At 59.8% G+C, this 15,422-nt stretch carries 15 protein-coding genes; 11 read left to right on the top strand and 4 right to left on the bottom strand.

Features of this window, described 5'->3' with window-relative positions; genetic code table 11:
• Positions 1–57 precede the first annotated feature (57 nt).
• From QF010_RS11825 to QF010_RS11810, 4 genes are all read left to right on the top strand, one after another.
• A complete protein-coding gene (locus tag QF010_RS11825) occupies positions 58–1,452 on the top strand; it encodes an FAD-binding oxidoreductase (RefSeq protein WP_123368546.1) in 1,395 nt (464 codons plus the stop codon).
• 36 nt (positions 1,453–1,488) lie between these two features.
• Positions 1,489–2,154 (top strand): fumarylacetoacetate hydrolase family protein, encoded by a 666-nt coding sequence (locus tag QF010_RS11820; protein ID WP_033060555.1) that lies wholly within the window; start codon positions 1,489–1,491, stop codon positions 2,152–2,154.
• Between the two features lie 252 nt (positions 2,155–2,406).
• Positions 2,407–3,336, top strand: coding sequence for an SdiA-regulated domain-containing protein (locus tag QF010_RS11815; protein ID WP_429533174.1), 930 nt, complete (start codon positions 2,407–2,409; stop codon positions 3,334–3,336).
• Between the two features lie 7 nt (positions 3,337–3,343).
• On the top strand, positions 3,344–4,261 hold the full coding sequence (locus QF010_RS11810; protein ID WP_429533173.1) for an SdiA-regulated domain-containing protein: 918 nt from the start codon (positions 3,344–3,346) through the stop codon (positions 4,259–4,261).
• 124 nt (positions 4,262–4,385) lie between these two features.
• On the opposite strand, the gene rpiA is transcribed toward QF010_RS11810, so the two are convergent.
• Positions 4,386–5,057, bottom strand: a complete 672-nt coding sequence (gene rpiA, locus QF010_RS11805) for a ribose-5-phosphate isomerase RpiA (RefSeq protein ID WP_033060551.1) — start codon at positions 5,055–5,057, stop codon at positions 4,386–4,388.
• 337 nt (positions 5,058–5,394) lie between these two features.
• On the opposite strand from rpiA, the gene ilvA reads away from it, so the two are divergent.
• A complete protein-coding gene (gene ilvA, locus QF010_RS11800) occupies positions 5,395–6,909 on the top strand; it encodes a threonine ammonia-lyase, biosynthetic (protein WP_008150508.1) in 1,515 nt (504 codons plus the stop codon).
• Positions 6,910–6,948: 39 nt separating this feature from the next.
• Positions 6,949–7,377: a DUF2269 domain-containing protein gene (locus QF010_RS11795; protein WP_429533172.1), complete on the top strand. Its 429-nt coding sequence runs from the start codon at positions 6,949–6,951 to the stop codon at positions 7,375–7,377.
• 93 nt (positions 7,378–7,470) lie between these two features.
• On the opposite strand, the gene QF010_RS11790 is transcribed toward QF010_RS11795, so the two are convergent.
• Positions 7,471–8,127 (bottom strand): histidinol-phosphatase, encoded by a 657-nt coding sequence (locus QF010_RS11790; RefSeq protein ID WP_429511651.1) that lies wholly within the window; start codon positions 8,125–8,127, stop codon positions 7,471–7,473.
• 143 nt (positions 8,128–8,270) lie between these two features.
• Between QF010_RS11790 and QF010_RS11785 the strand changes: the two genes are divergently transcribed.
• Complete coding sequence (locus tag QF010_RS11785) at positions 8,271–8,750, top strand: RNA pyrophosphohydrolase (RefSeq protein ID WP_008150514.1); 480 nt, start codon at positions 8,271–8,273, stop codon at positions 8,748–8,750.
• Positions 8,751–8,772: 22 nt separating this feature from the next.
• Positions 8,773–11,052 (top strand): phosphoenolpyruvate--protein phosphotransferase, encoded by a 2,280-nt coding sequence (gene ptsP, locus QF010_RS11780; RefSeq protein WP_033060547.1) that lies wholly within the window; start codon positions 8,773–8,775, stop codon positions 11,050–11,052.
• Positions 11,053–11,277: 225 nt separating this feature from the next.
• Here ptsP and QF010_RS11775 read toward each other — a convergent pair whose 3' ends face one another.
• A complete protein-coding gene (locus tag QF010_RS11775) occupies positions 11,278–12,024 on the bottom strand; it encodes an NRDE family protein (RefSeq protein ID WP_033060545.1) in 747 nt (248 codons plus the stop codon).
• Between the two features lie 120 nt (positions 12,025–12,144).
• Here QF010_RS11775 and QF010_RS11770 point away from each other — a divergent pair, with 120 nt between their 5' ends.
• The 3 genes from QF010_RS11770 (at position 12,145) to QF010_RS11760 (ending at position 14,835) form a co-directional block, all read left to right on the top strand.
• Positions 12,145–12,927 (top strand): sulfite exporter TauE/SafE family protein, encoded by a 783-nt coding sequence (locus tag QF010_RS11770; protein WP_429533171.1) that lies wholly within the window; start codon positions 12,145–12,147, stop codon positions 12,925–12,927.
• Between the two features lie 81 nt (positions 12,928–13,008).
• Positions 13,009–13,815: a prolipoprotein diacylglyceryl transferase gene (lgt, locus tag QF010_RS11765; protein WP_429511652.1), complete on the top strand. Its 807-nt coding sequence runs from the start codon at positions 13,009–13,011 to the stop codon at positions 13,813–13,815.
• A 48-nt stretch (positions 13,816–13,863) separates the two neighbouring features.
• Positions 13,864–14,835: a thymidylate synthase gene (locus QF010_RS11760; protein WP_033060541.1), complete on the top strand. Its 972-nt coding sequence runs from the start codon at positions 13,864–13,866 to the stop codon at positions 14,833–14,835.
• Between the two features lie 94 nt (positions 14,836–14,929).
• On the opposite strand, the gene cadR is transcribed toward QF010_RS11760, so the two are convergent.
• Positions 14,930–15,379, bottom strand: a complete 450-nt coding sequence (gene cadR, locus QF010_RS11755) for a Cd(II)/Pb(II)-responsive transcriptional regulator (protein WP_027926516.1) — start codon at positions 15,377–15,379, stop codon at positions 14,930–14,932.
• Positions 15,380–15,422 lie beyond the last annotated feature (43 nt).

The raw sequence follows: 15,422 nt of genomic DNA, 5'->3' as shown, positions 1-15,422 counted from the left end.
ATTCCTGCGACGTGAAGCGTTCTCAGGATGACCATGAATTGTTCGAGAGTTCTGTCGATGACCAATCCTGCCCTGATTGAAGAGCTGAAGACCCTGGTTGAGCCTGGCAAGGTGCTGACCGATGCCGACTCCCTGAATGCTTACGGTAAGGATTGGACCAAGCATTTCGCCCCGGCCCCGACCGCCATCGTATTCCCCAAGACCACCGAGCAGGTCCAGGCCATTGTCCGTTGGGCCAATGAGCACAAAATTGCGCTGGTGCCGTCCGGCGGTCGCACCGGGCTGTCCGCCGCGGCCGTGGCCGCCAATGGCGAAGTCGTGGTGTCCTTCGACTACATGAACCAGATCCTCGACGTGAACATGACCGACCGCACCGCGGTCTGCCAGCCGGGCGTGGTCACCGAACACCTGCAGAACGTCGCCGAAGAAAAAGGCCTGTACTACCCGGTGGACTTCGCTTCGGCAGGTTCCAGCCAGATTGGCGGCAATATCGGCACCAATGCCGGCGGGATCAAGGTGATTCGCTACGGCATGACCCGTAACTGGGTGGCCGGCATGAAAGTCGTCACCGGCAAGGGCGACCTGCTGGAACTGAACAAAGACCTGATCAAGAACGCCACCGGCTACGATTTGCGTCAGCTGTTCATCGGCGCTGAAGGCACCCTCGGTTTTGTGGTCGAAGCCACCATGCGTCTGGACCGTGCGCCGAAAAACCTCACCGCCATGGTCCTCGGCACTGCCGATTTTGACTCGATCATGCCGGTGTTGCACGCGTTCCAGAGCAAGCTTGACCTGACCGCGTTCGAATTTTTCTCCGACAAAGCCTTGGCCAAGGTCATGGGCCGGGGCGACGTACCCGCGCCATTCGAAACAGATTGCCCGTTCTACGCGCTGCTGGAATTCGAAGCGACCACCGAAGAAGTGGCCAACCACGCCCTGGAAACCTTTGAACACTGCGTTGAGCAGGGCTGGGTGCTGGACGGCGTGATGAGCCAGAGCGAAACCCAGTTGCAGAACCTGTGGAAGCTGCGCGAATACATCTCCGAAACCATTTCCCACTGGACGCCGTACAAGAACGACATTTCGGTCACTGTGTCGAAAGTCCCGGCGTTCCTGAAGGAAATCGACGCGATCGTCGGCGAACACTACCCGGATTTCGAAATCGTCTGGTTCGGCCACATCGGCGACGGCAACTTGCACTTGAACATCCTCAAGCCGGAAAACCTGAGCAAGGATGAGTTCTTCGCCAAGTGCGCGACCGTCAACAAGTGGGTGTTCGAAACCGTTGAGAAGTACAACGGCTCGATTTCCGCTGAACATGGCGTGGGCATGACTAAGCGTGATTACTTGACCTACAGCCGTTCGCCGGTCGAGATCGAGTACATGAAAGCCGTCAAAGCGGTGTTCGATCCGAACGGCATCATGAACCCGGGCAAAATTTTCGCTGTTTGACTTTTGAATTTAAGAGCTACGAAACAGGAGTCGGTAATGAGCTATCAGCACCAGTATGTCGACGGTACGCGTATTCACTTTCCGTTGGGGAAAGTGGTGTGCATTGGCCGCAACTACGCCGAACACGCCAAGGAGCTGGACAACCCGGTGCCGACCGAGCCGCTGCTGTTCATCAAGCCGGGCAGTTGCGTGGTGCCGCTGGAAGGCAGTTTCAGCATTCCGACTGAACGTGGCTCGGTGCATTACGAAGCGGAAATCGCGGTGTTGATCGGCAAGCCTTTGTCGACCAAACCGAGCCGTGAAGAAGTGCTCGATGCTATCTCCGGTTTCGCCCCGGCCCTGGACCTGACCCTGCGCGACAAGCAGGCCGAGCTGAAAGCCAAGGGCCTGCCGTGGGAAATCGCCAAGTCCTTCGACGGAGCGGCGGTGATTGCACCATTCGTGTCCGGCAGCACGTTCGCTGATCTGACCGACATCGGCATCCGCCTGACCATCAACGGCGAAGTGCGCCAGGACGGCAACAGCAGCGCGATGCTCAACCCGATCGTGCCGATGATCCAGCACATGGCCGGCTGCTTCTCGCTGCAGGCTGGTGACGTGATCCTGACGGGTACGCCGGTGGGTGTTGGTCCGCTGAATGTCGGTGACGAACTGGTGATTGAATTGCCAGGCGCCAGCAGCTTCACCAGCAGCGTCCGCTAACCGAAACACCGCAAAACCCTTGTAGGAGCGAGCCTGCTCGCGATAGCGGTGTGTCAGCCGACATCTTTATTGGCTGACACAGCCTCATCGCGAGCAGGCTCACTCCTACATTTTTTTGTGGGTGCCGAAAGGGCTTTCCCGCCATTTCCCGTTTTTTTCACATCCTGTCTGGATAATTCCGGGGTTCCTGGCGTCTGAGCCTGCCCGTTTGTGCTATTACCCTTAGCCTGAATTTCTGGAACGCATCCCCTGATGGCAACGCAACCGCTCCCGACTCTGCAAACTTCTCGTCGTCCACGTTTTCTCCTGCGCTGGTACTACTGGCTGTTGCTGGCTGTTGTGGCGGGCTATGGCCTCGCGTTCGCGATGCATTGGGATGATCGTGGCGTGCTCTGGTTGCGTGAGCGTTTCGAAAGCCCGGCCGAGCGTCAGGCCAGTGTCTGGTTGCCGGATTACCGGGCAGTGATCGACGCCAAGCTGCTGCCGGGCATGGAGAAGGATGAAGCGTCCGACCTGGCCTACAACCCTCAAACCAAAACCCTGTTCTCGGTCATGGGCAAGAACCCGTTCCTGGTCGAGCTGACCCTGCAGGGCGACGTGCTGCGCAAGATGCCGCTGGTGGGCTGGAGCAACCCGGAAGGGGTGACGGTGATGGGCAACGGTCTGCTGGCCATCGTCGATGAGCGCGAACACATGCTCTCCATCGTCAAGGTCGATGCCGATACCCGCGAGCTGAACATCGCCAACTTCCCGAAATACGACCTCGGCCCTTCGAAAGACCAGAACAAGGCGTTCGAAGCCGTCGTCTGGGACTCGCGCCATCAGCAAATCCTGCTGGGCGAAGAGCGTCCGCCAGCACTGTTTAGCTGGAAAAGCGATGGCAGCCAGATCCTGAAGGGCGACAAGCAAAAACTCACCAGTAATGCACTGGACATGCGCAACCTCTCGGCCCTGGCCATCGACCCGCGCACTGGCCACACCCTGGTGTTGTCTGCCGACTCCCACTTGTTGCTGGAGCTGGACGAGAAGGGCGAGCAGGTCAGCTTCATGACCTTGCTGGGCGGCTTCAATGGTTTGAAGAAAACCATTCCTCGCGCCGAAGGCGTGACCATGGACGAGGCGGGCACGCTGTACATGGTGAGCGAGCCGAACCTGTTCTACCGCTTCGAAAAGCAGAAATAAGGCCTGAATGCATCGACTTGTCCGCCCCAAGCCTCTGCTTTTGATCCTGTCGGTCATTGCGTTGATCGCCCTGGTCGCGGTTGGCCAGTACCAGCGCCTGTTCGAGCGTGCTTGGTTCAACCTGCACACCTTTTGGCAGCCCGTGAACGGTCAGTCCATCGCTCTGGATCAGTACCAGGTAGCGGTTGAGGCGCAAGTCATCGAAGGGCTGGACGACGATGTTTCGGCGCTGACCTTCGATCCGGTGCGCAAAAGCCTGTTCACCGTCACCAACAAAAACTCAGAGCTGATCGAACTGTCGCTGGACGGCCAGATTGTTCGACGCGTTTCGCTGGTAGGGTTTGGCGATCCAGAAGCCGTGGAATTCATCACTACCGACACTTACGTGATCACTGACGAGCGTCAGCAGCGGCTGATCAAGATTCATCTGGAGAGCGACACAACGTTCCTCGACGCAGCGGATGCCGAGCAGATGACCCTTGGCGTGCACATGAGCGGCAACAAGGGCTTCGAAGGCCTGGCTTACGACTCGGTGGGCAAGCGATTGTTTGTCGCCAAGGAACGCGACCCGATGCTGATCTACGAAGTGCACGGCTTTCCGCATTACAACCCGGAAAAATCCTACGCGGTGCACGTAGTGAACAACCCCAAGCGCGATGCCGGGATGTTCGTGACGGACCTGTCGAGCCTGCAATACGACGAGCGCAGCGGCCATTTGCTGGCGTTGTCGGATGAGTCGCGGCTGATTCTGGAACTCGATGTGGATGGGCGGCCGCTGAGCACCCTGTCACTGAGCAAGGGGCGTCAGGGGTTGCAGAAGACAGTGCCACAAGCGGAAGGGATCGCCATGGATGACGACGGTACGATGTACCTGGTGAGCGAGCCGAATCTGTACTACGTCTTCAAAAAACCTGCACAGAACTAACAAACGCCCCAAAACCCTGTAGGAGCGAAGCTTGCTCGCGAAGAGGCCGTAACATTCAACATCTCTGTCGACTGTTACGGCCTCTTCGCGAGCAAGCTTCGCTCCTACGGGGGAGTGCGGGGTGTCAGGCCTTGAGGGTTTTCACGCCTTCGCTGGTGCCCAGCAGCAGCAAATCCGCCGGACGTGCCGCGAACAACCCATTGGTGACCACGCCGACGATGGCGTTGATCTGGGTCTCCAGCTCCACCGGGTTGGTGATCTGCATGTTGAACACGTCGAGGATGATGTTGCCGTTGTCGGTCAACACGCCTTCACGGTAGACCGGGTCGCCGCCCAGCTTCACCAGCTCGCGGGCCACGTGGCTGCGGGCCATCGGGATCACTTCCACCGGCAGTGGGAACTCACCGAGCACCGGCACCAGTTTGCTGGCGTCGGCGATGCAGATAAAGGTCTTGGCCACGGCCGCCACAATCTTCTCGCGGGTCAGGGCTGCGCCGCCGCCCTTGATCAGGTTCAGGTGTTCGTCGCTTTCATCGGCGCCGTCGACGTAGAACTCCAGGTCGCTGACCGTATTCAACTCATACACCGGAATGCCGTGGCCCTTGAGGCGGGCAGCGGTGGCTTCGGAACTGGCGACCGCGCCGTCGAACGCGCCTTTGTGCTTGGCCAGCGCATCGATGAAGCAGTTGGCGGTGGAGCCGGTGCCGACCCCGACGATGCTCTTGTCGTCGAGTTTCGGGAGGATGAAGTCGACGGCGGCCTGAGCCACTGCCTGTTTGAGTTGATCCTGGGTCATGCGGGCTCCGAGGTGCCGAAGGAGGGAACGAAAGGGCGGCATTATAGGCTTCGGGGCAGGGAAGGTCATTGCCCGATTGGCGGGTTGCTTTTGTGGCGAGGGAGCTTGCTCCCGCTGGAGCGCGAAGCGGTCCCCCGCAATTCCAGTCACGAAGTCAATCTGGAGAATTCCGCGCGCCGGTTTACGACTGCTGCGCAGCCGAGCGGGAGCAAGCTCCCTCGCCACAATGGATCTACAGTGTCTGAGAAGGCTAAAACCACCTGTTTAGTGTGGTCGCCCGCCCGAAAGCCGGGTTAGACTCCTTGGCCCTGCCCAACCCGCTCAGTGATGCTTTCCGATGCTCGAACAGTACGTCAAAAAGATCCTCACCTCGCGCGTTTATGACGTTGCCGTAGAAACCCCATTGCAGACTGCCCGCCAGCTCTCCGAGCGGCTGGGCAACAGTATTTGGCTCAAGCGCGAAGACTTGCAGCCGGTGTTCTCGTTCAAGATTCGGGGCGCCTACAACAAGCTCACGCAGCTTTCCGATGAAGAGCGCGCTCGCGGCGTGGTCACCGCTTCGGCGGGTAACCACGCGCAAGGCCTGGCCCTGGCGGCGAAAGTGTTGGGCGTGAAAGCGACCATCGTGATGCCCAAGACCACCCCGGAAATTAAAGTCGAAGGCGTGCGTTCGCGTGGCGGCAAAGTGGTGCTGCACGGGGATTCGTTCCCGGAAGCCCTGGCCTACTCGCTGAAACTGGTCGACGAAAAAGGCTACGTCTACATTCACCCTTACGACGATCCCCACACCATTGCCGGGCAGGGCACGGTGGCGATGGAGATTCTGCGTCAGCACCCTGGCCGTCTGGATGCGATTTTTGTCCCGGTGGGCGGTGGCGGGTTGATCGCCGGGATCGCGGCATACGTGAAGTACTTGCGACCTGAAATCAAAATCATCGGCGTCGAGCCGGACGACTCCAACTGCCTGCAAGCCGCCATGGCCGCTGGCGAGCGCGTGATCCTGCCGACCGTGGGCCTCTTCGCCGACGGCGTCGCAGTGGCGCAGATCGGTCAGCACACCTTTGATATCTGCAAAGACTATGTCGATGAAGTGATCACCGTCAGCACCGATGAAATCTGTGCGGCGATCAAGGACATCTACGACGATACCCGCTCGATCACCGAACCTGCTGGCGCATTGGGCGTCGCCGGGATCAAGAAATACGTCGAGCAACGCGGCGTCACCGGTCACACCTTTGTGGCTATTGATTCTGGCGCCAACGTCAACTTCGACCGCCTGCGCCACGTCGCCGAGCGTGCTGAGCTGGGCGAGGGCCGCGAAGCGATTATCGCCGTGACGATTCCCGAGAAACCGGGCAGCTTCAAGGCGTTCTGTGAAGCCATCGGCAAGCGCCAGATCACCGAATTCAACTACCGCTACAACACCGGCAGCGAGGCGCACATCTTTGTGGGCGTGCAGACGCACCCGGAAAACGATCCGCGCAGTGCGCTGCTTGCCAGTCTGACCGAGCAGGGTTTCCCGGTGCTGGACCTGACCGACAACGAATTGGCCAAGTTGCACATCCGCCACATGGTCGGCGGCCGTGCGGCTCATGTGGTTGATGAAGTGATTCTGCGCTTCGAATTCCCGGAGCGTCCGGGGGCGCTGTTCAACTTCCTCAACAAGCTCGGTGGGCGCTGGAACATCTCGATGTTCCACTACCGCAACCATGGCGCGGCGGATGGTCGTGTGGTCGCGGGCCTGCAAGTGCCTCACGATGAACGCCACCTGGTGCCCGCAGCGCTGGAAGAAATCGGCTACCCGTACTGGGACGAGAGCGACAACCCGGCCTATCAGCTGTTTCTCGGCTGAGCGGCTACGCTGATGGCCAGGCCATAAGGAAATCGAACAATGGAAACGTTAACCGCCCTGAAAGTCGCTCATATGGCGGCGACGGTGTTGCTGCTGGTCAGCGCACTGGGTCTGGCGATCTGGGTCTGGCGTACGCGCCGTAGCGGTGACGCAACGGCTCACGCGCGGACGTTGCAACGGCCGCGGGTGTTTATCTGGCTGGTGATGGGGCTGGCGCTGCTGAGCATGCCGTTTACCGGTTGGTGGATGGTGCATCTGGTGGGCTGGCCGCTGGGGCAGATCTGGTTGTTGGCTTCCAGTGTGCTTTACACCGTCGCAGCGTTGGGCTGGTTCTGGTTGCTGGTGCGGCTGAATCGGCTGCGTAAGGCACCGGCAGCGGGCAATGGGAAATTTACCTTTACCTTGGCGTTGTTCAGTTTTGTCTGCTTTATCGCCATTGCCGGGTTGATGGGTGCCAAGCCTGTTTAAGGCTTGAGACCGGGTTGACCCCATCGCGAGCAGGCTCACTCCTACAGGGGACCGCATTCTTCTGTAGGAGTGAGCCTGCTCGCGATGGCGGTATTAGTCGCGCAGACTAATCACCGGCCAGCCACGCTTCTCGGCTTCAGCGCGCAGGTTTGGATCAGGATCGACCGCAACCGGATTGGCCACTTGCTCAAGCAGCGCCAAATCATTCATCGAGTCGCTGTAGAAATAGCTGTCCTCCAGCGAATACCCGGTTTCTTCCAGCCAGCGATTCAACCGCGTCACCTTGCCCTCACGGAAGCACGGCACGTCGGTGCTGCGCCCGGTGTAGCGACCATCAACCATTTCACATTCCGTGGCGATCAGGGTTTCGACGCCCAGACGCTGGGCAATCGGCCCGGTAACAAAACGGTTGGTGGCGGTGATGATCACCAGTTTGTCACCCGCCTCGCGGTGCTTGGCCAGCAGTTCGAGACCCTTGGGCAACACAATCGGCTCAATGCAATCGCGCATGTAATCCAGATGCCATTGATCCAGTGTGGCCATCTCGGTGCGGCCGAGCACTTCCAGGCAGAAGTTGAGATAAGCGTCGTTATCCAGCTTGCCGGCCAGGTAATCCTGATAGAACTCATCGTTGCGCGCCTTGTAGGCAACGGCGTCGAGGAAGCCGCGTTCGCACAGGTAATCGCCCCAGGCGTGGTCACTGTCACCGCCCAAGAGCGTGTTGTCCAAGTCGAATAAAGCCAGCCGCATTGCAGTTACTCGCTGAAAAGTCTGTAGAAAGGCGTCCAGAATACGGACTTTTCACAAGAGTGCACATAAGGTAGACCGGCTCGTTGCTGCTATCACAACCTTTGTGGAACAATGCGGCGACATGCGTTTGCGAGGTTGTTGCCGTGATCGACCCCGATGGTTTCCGCCCCAATGTCGGGATCATTCTCACGAATGATGCCGGACAGGTGCTATGGGCTCGCCGTATCAATCAAGATGCCTGGCAGTTTCCACAGGGCGGGATCAACCCCCAGGAGACGCCGGAAGACGCCTTGTACCGCGAGTTGAACGAAGAAGTGGGGCTTGAGCGCGAAGATGTTGAAATTCTCGCCTGCACCCGGGGCTGGTTGCGCTATCGTTTGCCGCAACGTCTGGTCAGGACGCACAGCCAACCGCTGTGCATCGGCCAGAAACAGAAATGGTTTCTCCTGCGCCTGGTCTCCAACGAGCAACGGGTGCGGATGGATTTGACCGGTAAACCGGAATTCGATGGCTGGCGCTGGGTCAGTTATTGGTATCCGTTGGGCCAGGTGGTGACATTCAAGCGCGAGGTGTATCGACGCGCTCTCAAAGAGCTTGCCCCGCGCCTTTTATCGCGCGACTGACGACGGAGTTCGACCCCGAGCCATGCTCAATACGCTGCGCAAGATCGTCCAGGAAGTTAACTCCGCCAAGGATCTCAAGGCGGCGTTGGGCATTATTGTATTGCGCGTCAAAGAGGCCATGGGCAGCCAGGTCTGCTCGGTCTACCTGCTTGACCCTGAAACCAACCGCTTCGTGCTGATGGCCACCGAGGGCTTGAACAAGCGCTCGATCGGCAAAGTCAGCATGGCACCCAACGAAGGTCTGGTTGGCCTGGTCGGCACGCGTGAAGAACCCCTGAACCTCGAAAACGCCGCGGATCACCCGCGCTACCGCTACTTCGCCGAGACCGGTGAAGAGCGCTACGCCTCATTCCTCGGGGCGCCGATCATTCACCACCGCCGCGTCGTCGGCGTGTTGGTCATTCAGCAAAAAGAACGTCGCCAGTTCGATGAAGGTGAAGAAGCCTTCCTCGTGACCATGAGCGCGCAGCTCGCCGGCGTTATCGCCCACGCCGAAGCCACCGGTTCGATCCGGGGGCTGGGTCGTCAGGGCAAAGGCATCCAGGAAGCCAAGTTCATCGGCGTACCGGGTTCGCCGGGTGCGGCGGTCGGTACCGCGGTAGTCATGCTGCCGCCGGCCGATCTGGACGTGGTGCCGGACAAGACCATCACCGACATCGCCGCCGAACTCGGGCTGTTCAAGACCGCCATCGAAGGCGTGCGGGCCGACATGCGCGCCTTGTCCGCCAAGCTGGCGAACCAGTTGCGCCCGGAAGAGCGCGCGCTGTTCGATGTCTACCTGATGATGCTCGACGATGCCTCTCTGGGCAGCGAAATCACCACCGTGATCAAGACCGGTCAGTGGGCCCAGGGCGCGTTGCGTCAGGTGGTCACCGAACACGTCAACCGTTTTGAATTGATGGACGACGCCTACCTGCGTGAGCGCGCGTCGGACGTCAAAGACCTCGGCCGACGCTTGCTGGCTTATCTGCAGGAAGAGCGTCAGCAGACCCTGGTCTACCCCGACAACACCATCCTGATCAGCGAAGAACTGACGCCGGCAATGCTCGGCGAGGTGCCGGAAGGTAAGCTGGTCGGTCTGGTCTCGGTACTCGGTTCCGGCAACTCCCACGTGGCGATCCTGGCGCGCGCCATGGGTATCCCGACGGTGATGGGCCTGGTCGACTTGCCGTATTCCAAGGTCGACGGCATCCAGATGATCGTCGACGGCTACCACGGCGAGGTCTACACCAACCCCAGCGAAGTGTTGCGCAAGCAGTTCGCCGAAGTGGTCGAGGAAGAGAAGCAACTGGCCCTCGGGCTGGATGCTCTGCGGGACTTGCCGTGCGTGACCCTCGATGGTCACCGCATGCCGCTGTGGGTCAACACCGGCCTGCTGGCGGACGTGGCGCGGGCGCAGAAGCGTGGCGCTGAAGGCGTCGGTCTGTATCGCACCGAAGTGCCGTTCATGATCAACCAGCGCTTCCCGAGTGAAAAAGAGCAACTGGCGATTTATCGCGAGCAGCTCGCCGCGTTCCACCCGCAACCAGTGACCATGCGCAGCCTGGACATCGGTGGCGACAAATCGCTGTCGTACTTCCCGATCAAGGAAGACAACCCGTTCCTCGGCTGGCGCGGCATTCGCGTTACGCTCGACCACCCGGAAATTTTCCTGGTCCAGACCCGCGCCATGCTCAAGGCCAGCGAAGGCTTGAACAACCTGCGGATTCTGCTGCCGATGATCTCCGGCACCCACGAGCTGGAAGAAGCCCTGCACCTGATTCACCGGGCCTGGGGCGAAGTCCGCGACGAAGGTTGCGACGTGCCTATGCCGCCGATCGGCGTGATGATCGAAATTCCGGCAGCGGTTTATCAGACCAAGGAACTGGCGCGGCAAGTGGACTTCCTGTCGGTCGGCTCCAACGACCTGACCCAGTACCTGCTGGCCGTGGATCGAAACAACCCGCGGGTAGCCGACCTCTACGACTACCTGCACCCTGCGGTGCTGCAAGCCCTTCAGAGCGTGGTGCGGGACGCCCATGCCGAAGGCAAGCCAGTAAGTATCTGCGGTGAGATGGCTGGCGATCCGGCGGCGGCGGTGCTGTTGATGGCGATGGGCTTCGACAGCCTGTCGATGAACGCCACCAACTTGCCGAAAGTGAAGTGGATGCTGCGTCAGATCAACCTGAGCAAGGCCAAGGAATTGCTCGCCGAGCTGATGACCATCGACAACCCGCAAGTTATCCACAGCTCGCTGCAATTGGCGCTGAAGAACCTTGGGTTGGCGCGGATGATTAATCCGGCTTCGGCCAAGACCCTCTAAGCCTGCGGCGACTCTAAAATCGACCCCTCACCCCAACCCTCCCGAAACGTCGGACCGCCCCAAGGGGGAGAGGGGGAAAGGGAGCAGATATTCAAGCTTTTCAAAACCTGAGTTCGACTCGATATCTCAGGTCGATGTAGCTCGAAAAAACACCTCGGTCAGTTCCCTCGCCCCCTTGGGGAGAGGGTTAGGGTGAGGGGTGGTTCCATCTGACACCCCGCATAGTTAAACCCGCACCTCAACCTCCCCCAAATGCCCGCCATACGGCCCAAAACTCCGCTCCACCATCCATCGCGTCCCATCCGCCTGAACAATCAACGCCGTACTCGCTCGCGTCCCATAAGTCGGACTGGCAATAAACACACTCGATAGCAACGTCTCGGTGGCCAACCCGACCCCGGTATCCGGCAGTTCGGCAAATGGCGCCGTCTGCGGATCATTCAGCAGCGCCAATAAAGCCTGGGGTTGCGGATCGTCCAGCACTTCCTCCAGCGCTGCCCGCGCCTTGAGCAGTTTCGGCCACGGCGTATCCAGCCCGGCGTTCGACAACCCATAAACCCCCGGAGGCAGCATCACTGCCTCAGTCTCCCGGGCATTGAAGTGCCACAATTCGTTGGTATTGCCGACCAGTAGGTTAAATCCGGCATATTCCAGCGAACGTCCGACAACGTCGCTTAAGTAATCATCAATCGACATGTTGCCTAAAAGAAAACCCGCCACCAGTTCACCTCGCGATTTGCGCGATGGAGGCTGATGCGGATCGCGGATATTGGTCAGCGCGGCGAAGCGTCCATTGGCGCCGACACCGAGCCAGGTGCCCCCGGCCTCCAGATCGCGACCGGCATGCACGTGCGGTGCTTCGGGCCATTGCGCCAGGGGCAGGCTGGGCCGGGCATAGAATTCGTCGCGGTTGGCCGCCACGATCAGCGGCTGGGCGTGACCCGGTCGCCAAGCGAAAACAATCAGGCACATAAGGCAGTCCTTGTGTGTTTTCTGCCCACTCTACTCAGTCATCGAGTGGGTATCCATCGCCATCCAGTGGAGCTTGAGGCTATGCATCCGTTACCATGCCGCTCTCATTTGGGGATGCGCATGGAATTTCTGCTCTATCTGGCGCTCGGCGCCTGTGCAGGTGTGCTGGCCGGGCTGTTCGGGGTTGGCGGCGGGATCATTATCGTTCCGGTGCTGGTTTACAGTTTCAAGCTGCAAGGGTTCGATCCGTCGATCCTCACGCACCTGGCGGTCGGCACGTCCCTGGCGACGATCATATTTACCTCGGTCAATGCGATCCGCGAACATCACCGTCGCGATGCCGTGCGTTGGCCGATTTTTGCCTGGATGACCCTCGGTATTCTCATCGGCGCCGGTTTCGGCGCGCTGACGGCTGAGGCGATCTCCGGGCCCAACTTGCAGAAAATCATTGGCGTCTTCGCGCTGGTCATCGCTGCGCAATTGGCGCTGGATTTCAAACCCAAGGCCAGCCGAACGGTGCCGGGTAAAGTCGGTCTGACCGTGGCCGGCAGTGTGATTGGCTGGGCCTCGGCGATTTTCGGGATTGGCGGCGGCTCGCTGACGGTGCCGTTCCTGACCTGGCGCAGCGTACCGATGCAGCAAGCGGTGGCGACTTCATCCGCCTGCGGTCTGCCGATTGCCTTGTCCAGTGCATTATTTTTCATGATTCTGGGCTGGCACGATCCATTGCTGCCGGCCCATAGTCTCGGTTTTGTTTATTTACCGGCGCTGCTGGGGATCGCCCTGACCAGCATGTTCTTCGCTCGCCTCGGCGCACGACTGGCCCACAGCCTGTCGCCGAAGTTGCTGAAAAGACTGTTCGCCGCTTTGCTGTTCTGCGTGGGCCTGAATTTCCTGCTCTGACGCAGCGCAATCCTGACTTAATCCTGGCGTGACAGCGTCGCCCGGGAATTTTGAAAGTTTCAACTCTAACGAGGAGTCGCAATGCTGCCTTACCCGCAGATCGACCCGGTGGCATTGGCCATCGGTCCGCTGAAAATCCACTGGTACGGCTTGATGTACCTGATCGGCATCGGCGGCGCCTGGCTGCTGGCGTCGCGTCGGTTGAACCGCTTCGACCCCACCTGGAGTAAAGAGAAACTCTCCGACATGGTGTTCTGGATGTCGATGGGGGTCATTGTCGGCGGCCGGTTAGGCTATGTGCTGTTCTACGATCTGAGCGCTTACCTCGCCAACCCGCTGTTGATCTTTGAAGTGTGGAAGGGCGGCATGTCGTTCCACGGCGGGTTCATCGGCGTGATGCTGGCCGCGTTGTGGTTCGGTAAAAAGAACGGCAAGTCGTTCTTCCAGCTGATGGATTTCGTCGCGCCGATGGTACCGATCGGTCTGGGCGCCGGACGTATCGGTAACTTCATCAACGCCGAGTTGTGGGGCAAGGCCACCGATGTGCCGTGGGCGATGGTCTTCCCGACCGATCCCGCGCAACTGGCGCGTCACCCGTCGCAGCTGTATCAGTTCGCCCTCGAAGGCGTCGCGCTGTTCGCCATTCTCTGGTTGTTCTCGCGCAAGACGCGGCCGACCATGGCGGTGTCCGGGATGTTCGCGCTGTTCTATGGCATCTTCCGTTTCATCGTCGAATTCGTCCGCGTACCGGACGCGCAACTGGGCTATCTGGCCTGGAACTGGCTGACCATGGGTCAGGTACTGTGCGTACCGATGATCGTCGGCGGTCTGTACCTGATCTGGCTGGCGTATCACCGTGCACCGGCGGCTCCAGCGGCGGCCGTATAAATTCGAACCCCGGGGCTTTGGTCCCGGGTTCAAGGACACAGGTAACTCATGAAGCAATATCTCGAACTGGTCGCCCACGTCATCAAGAACGGCACCAAGCAAGCCAACCGCACTGGCGTGAACACCATCAGCTTCCCTGGCGCGATGCTGCGTTATGACCTGAAGGAAGGTTTCCCGGCGATCACCACGCGCAAGATGGCCTTCAAATCGGCCATCGGCGAGATGTGTGGTTTTCTGCGCGGAGTGAACAACGCCGCCGAATTCCGTGCACTGGGCTGCAAAGTCTGGGATCAGAACGCCAACGAAAACGCCCAGTGGCTGGCCAACCCGTTCCGTCAGGGCGAAGACGACCTCGGCGAGATCTACGGCGTGCAATGGCGCAAATGGCCAGCGTACAAGCAGATCCCGGTCAGCAACCAGGCCGCCATCGAGCAGACCCTGAGTCAAGGTTATCGCCAGATCGCCGAAGGCGAAGAAGACGGTCAGGCTTACGTGGTGCTGTACAAGGCGATCGACCAGATCCGCCAGTGCGTCGACACCATCATCAAAGACCCGGGCAGCCGCCGCATCCTGTTCCACGGCTGGAACGTCGCCCAGCTCGATGAAATGGCTTTGCCGCCGTGCCATCTGCTGTACCAGTTCCACCCGAACGTCGAGACGAAGGAAATCTCCCTGACCCTCTACATCCGTTCGAATGACCTAGGCCTGGGCACGCCGTTCAACCTCACCGAAGGCGCCGCGCTGCTGAGCCTGATCGGTCGCCTGACCGGTTACACGCCGCGCTGGTTCACCTATTTCATCGGTGATGCCCACGTCTACGAAAACCACTTGGACATGCTGAACGAACAGCTCAAGCGCGAGCCGTTCCCGATGCCGAAACTGGTGATTAGTGATCGTGTGCCGGAGTTTGCCAAGACGGGTGTGTATCAGCCGGAGTGGCTGGAGTTGATCGAGCCGAGCGATTTTTCGCTGGAAGGCTACGAGCATCACGCCCCAATGACCGCGCCGATGGCTGTCTGATTCAGGCACCGCTGCGCGGTGTTCGCGGGCAAGCCTCGCTCCTACAGGGGAATACGATCAACTGTAGGAGCGAGGCTTGCCCGCGAAGAGGCCCTCAATGCCCATGACTTCTCCCGACATGGGAATGCTCAACCTCCGTCGCCACAACCCCGCCGCTCACTTCAAGCCGCTGCAAAATCCCGCACTGATCAATCTCCGGCCCTTCGCCACAACGTTGGCGCAGGTCGAGCAGTTGTGTCTGCAACGCCAGTAACCCATCGATCCGCGCTTTGACGTGATGAATGTGTTCGTCGATCAACGCATTCACGCTTTCACATTGATCCTGCGGACTGTCGCGCAGGGCCAGCAGGCTGCGGATTTCTTCCAGGGTCATGTCGAGGGTGCGGCAATTACGGATGAAGGTCAGGCGCTCAGCATGAGCCTGGGTGTAGACGCGGTAGTTGCCGTCGCTGCGGGCCGGCTCCGGCAGCAGGTTTTCGCGCTCGTAGTAGCGGATGGTTTCCACGGCGCAGTCGGTGAGTTTGGCCAGTTCTCCGATTTTCATGACGGCAATCTCCAAATGGGTGCTTGACCCTATAGTGGCTACA

This window comes from Pseudomonas silensiensis (assembly GCF_050434865.1).
Classification (GTDB): Bacteria; Pseudomonadota; Gammaproteobacteria; order Pseudomonadales; family Pseudomonadaceae; genus Aquipseudomonas; species Aquipseudomonas fluorescens_W.
This window is presented reverse-complemented; position numbering and strand designations above follow the sequence as displayed.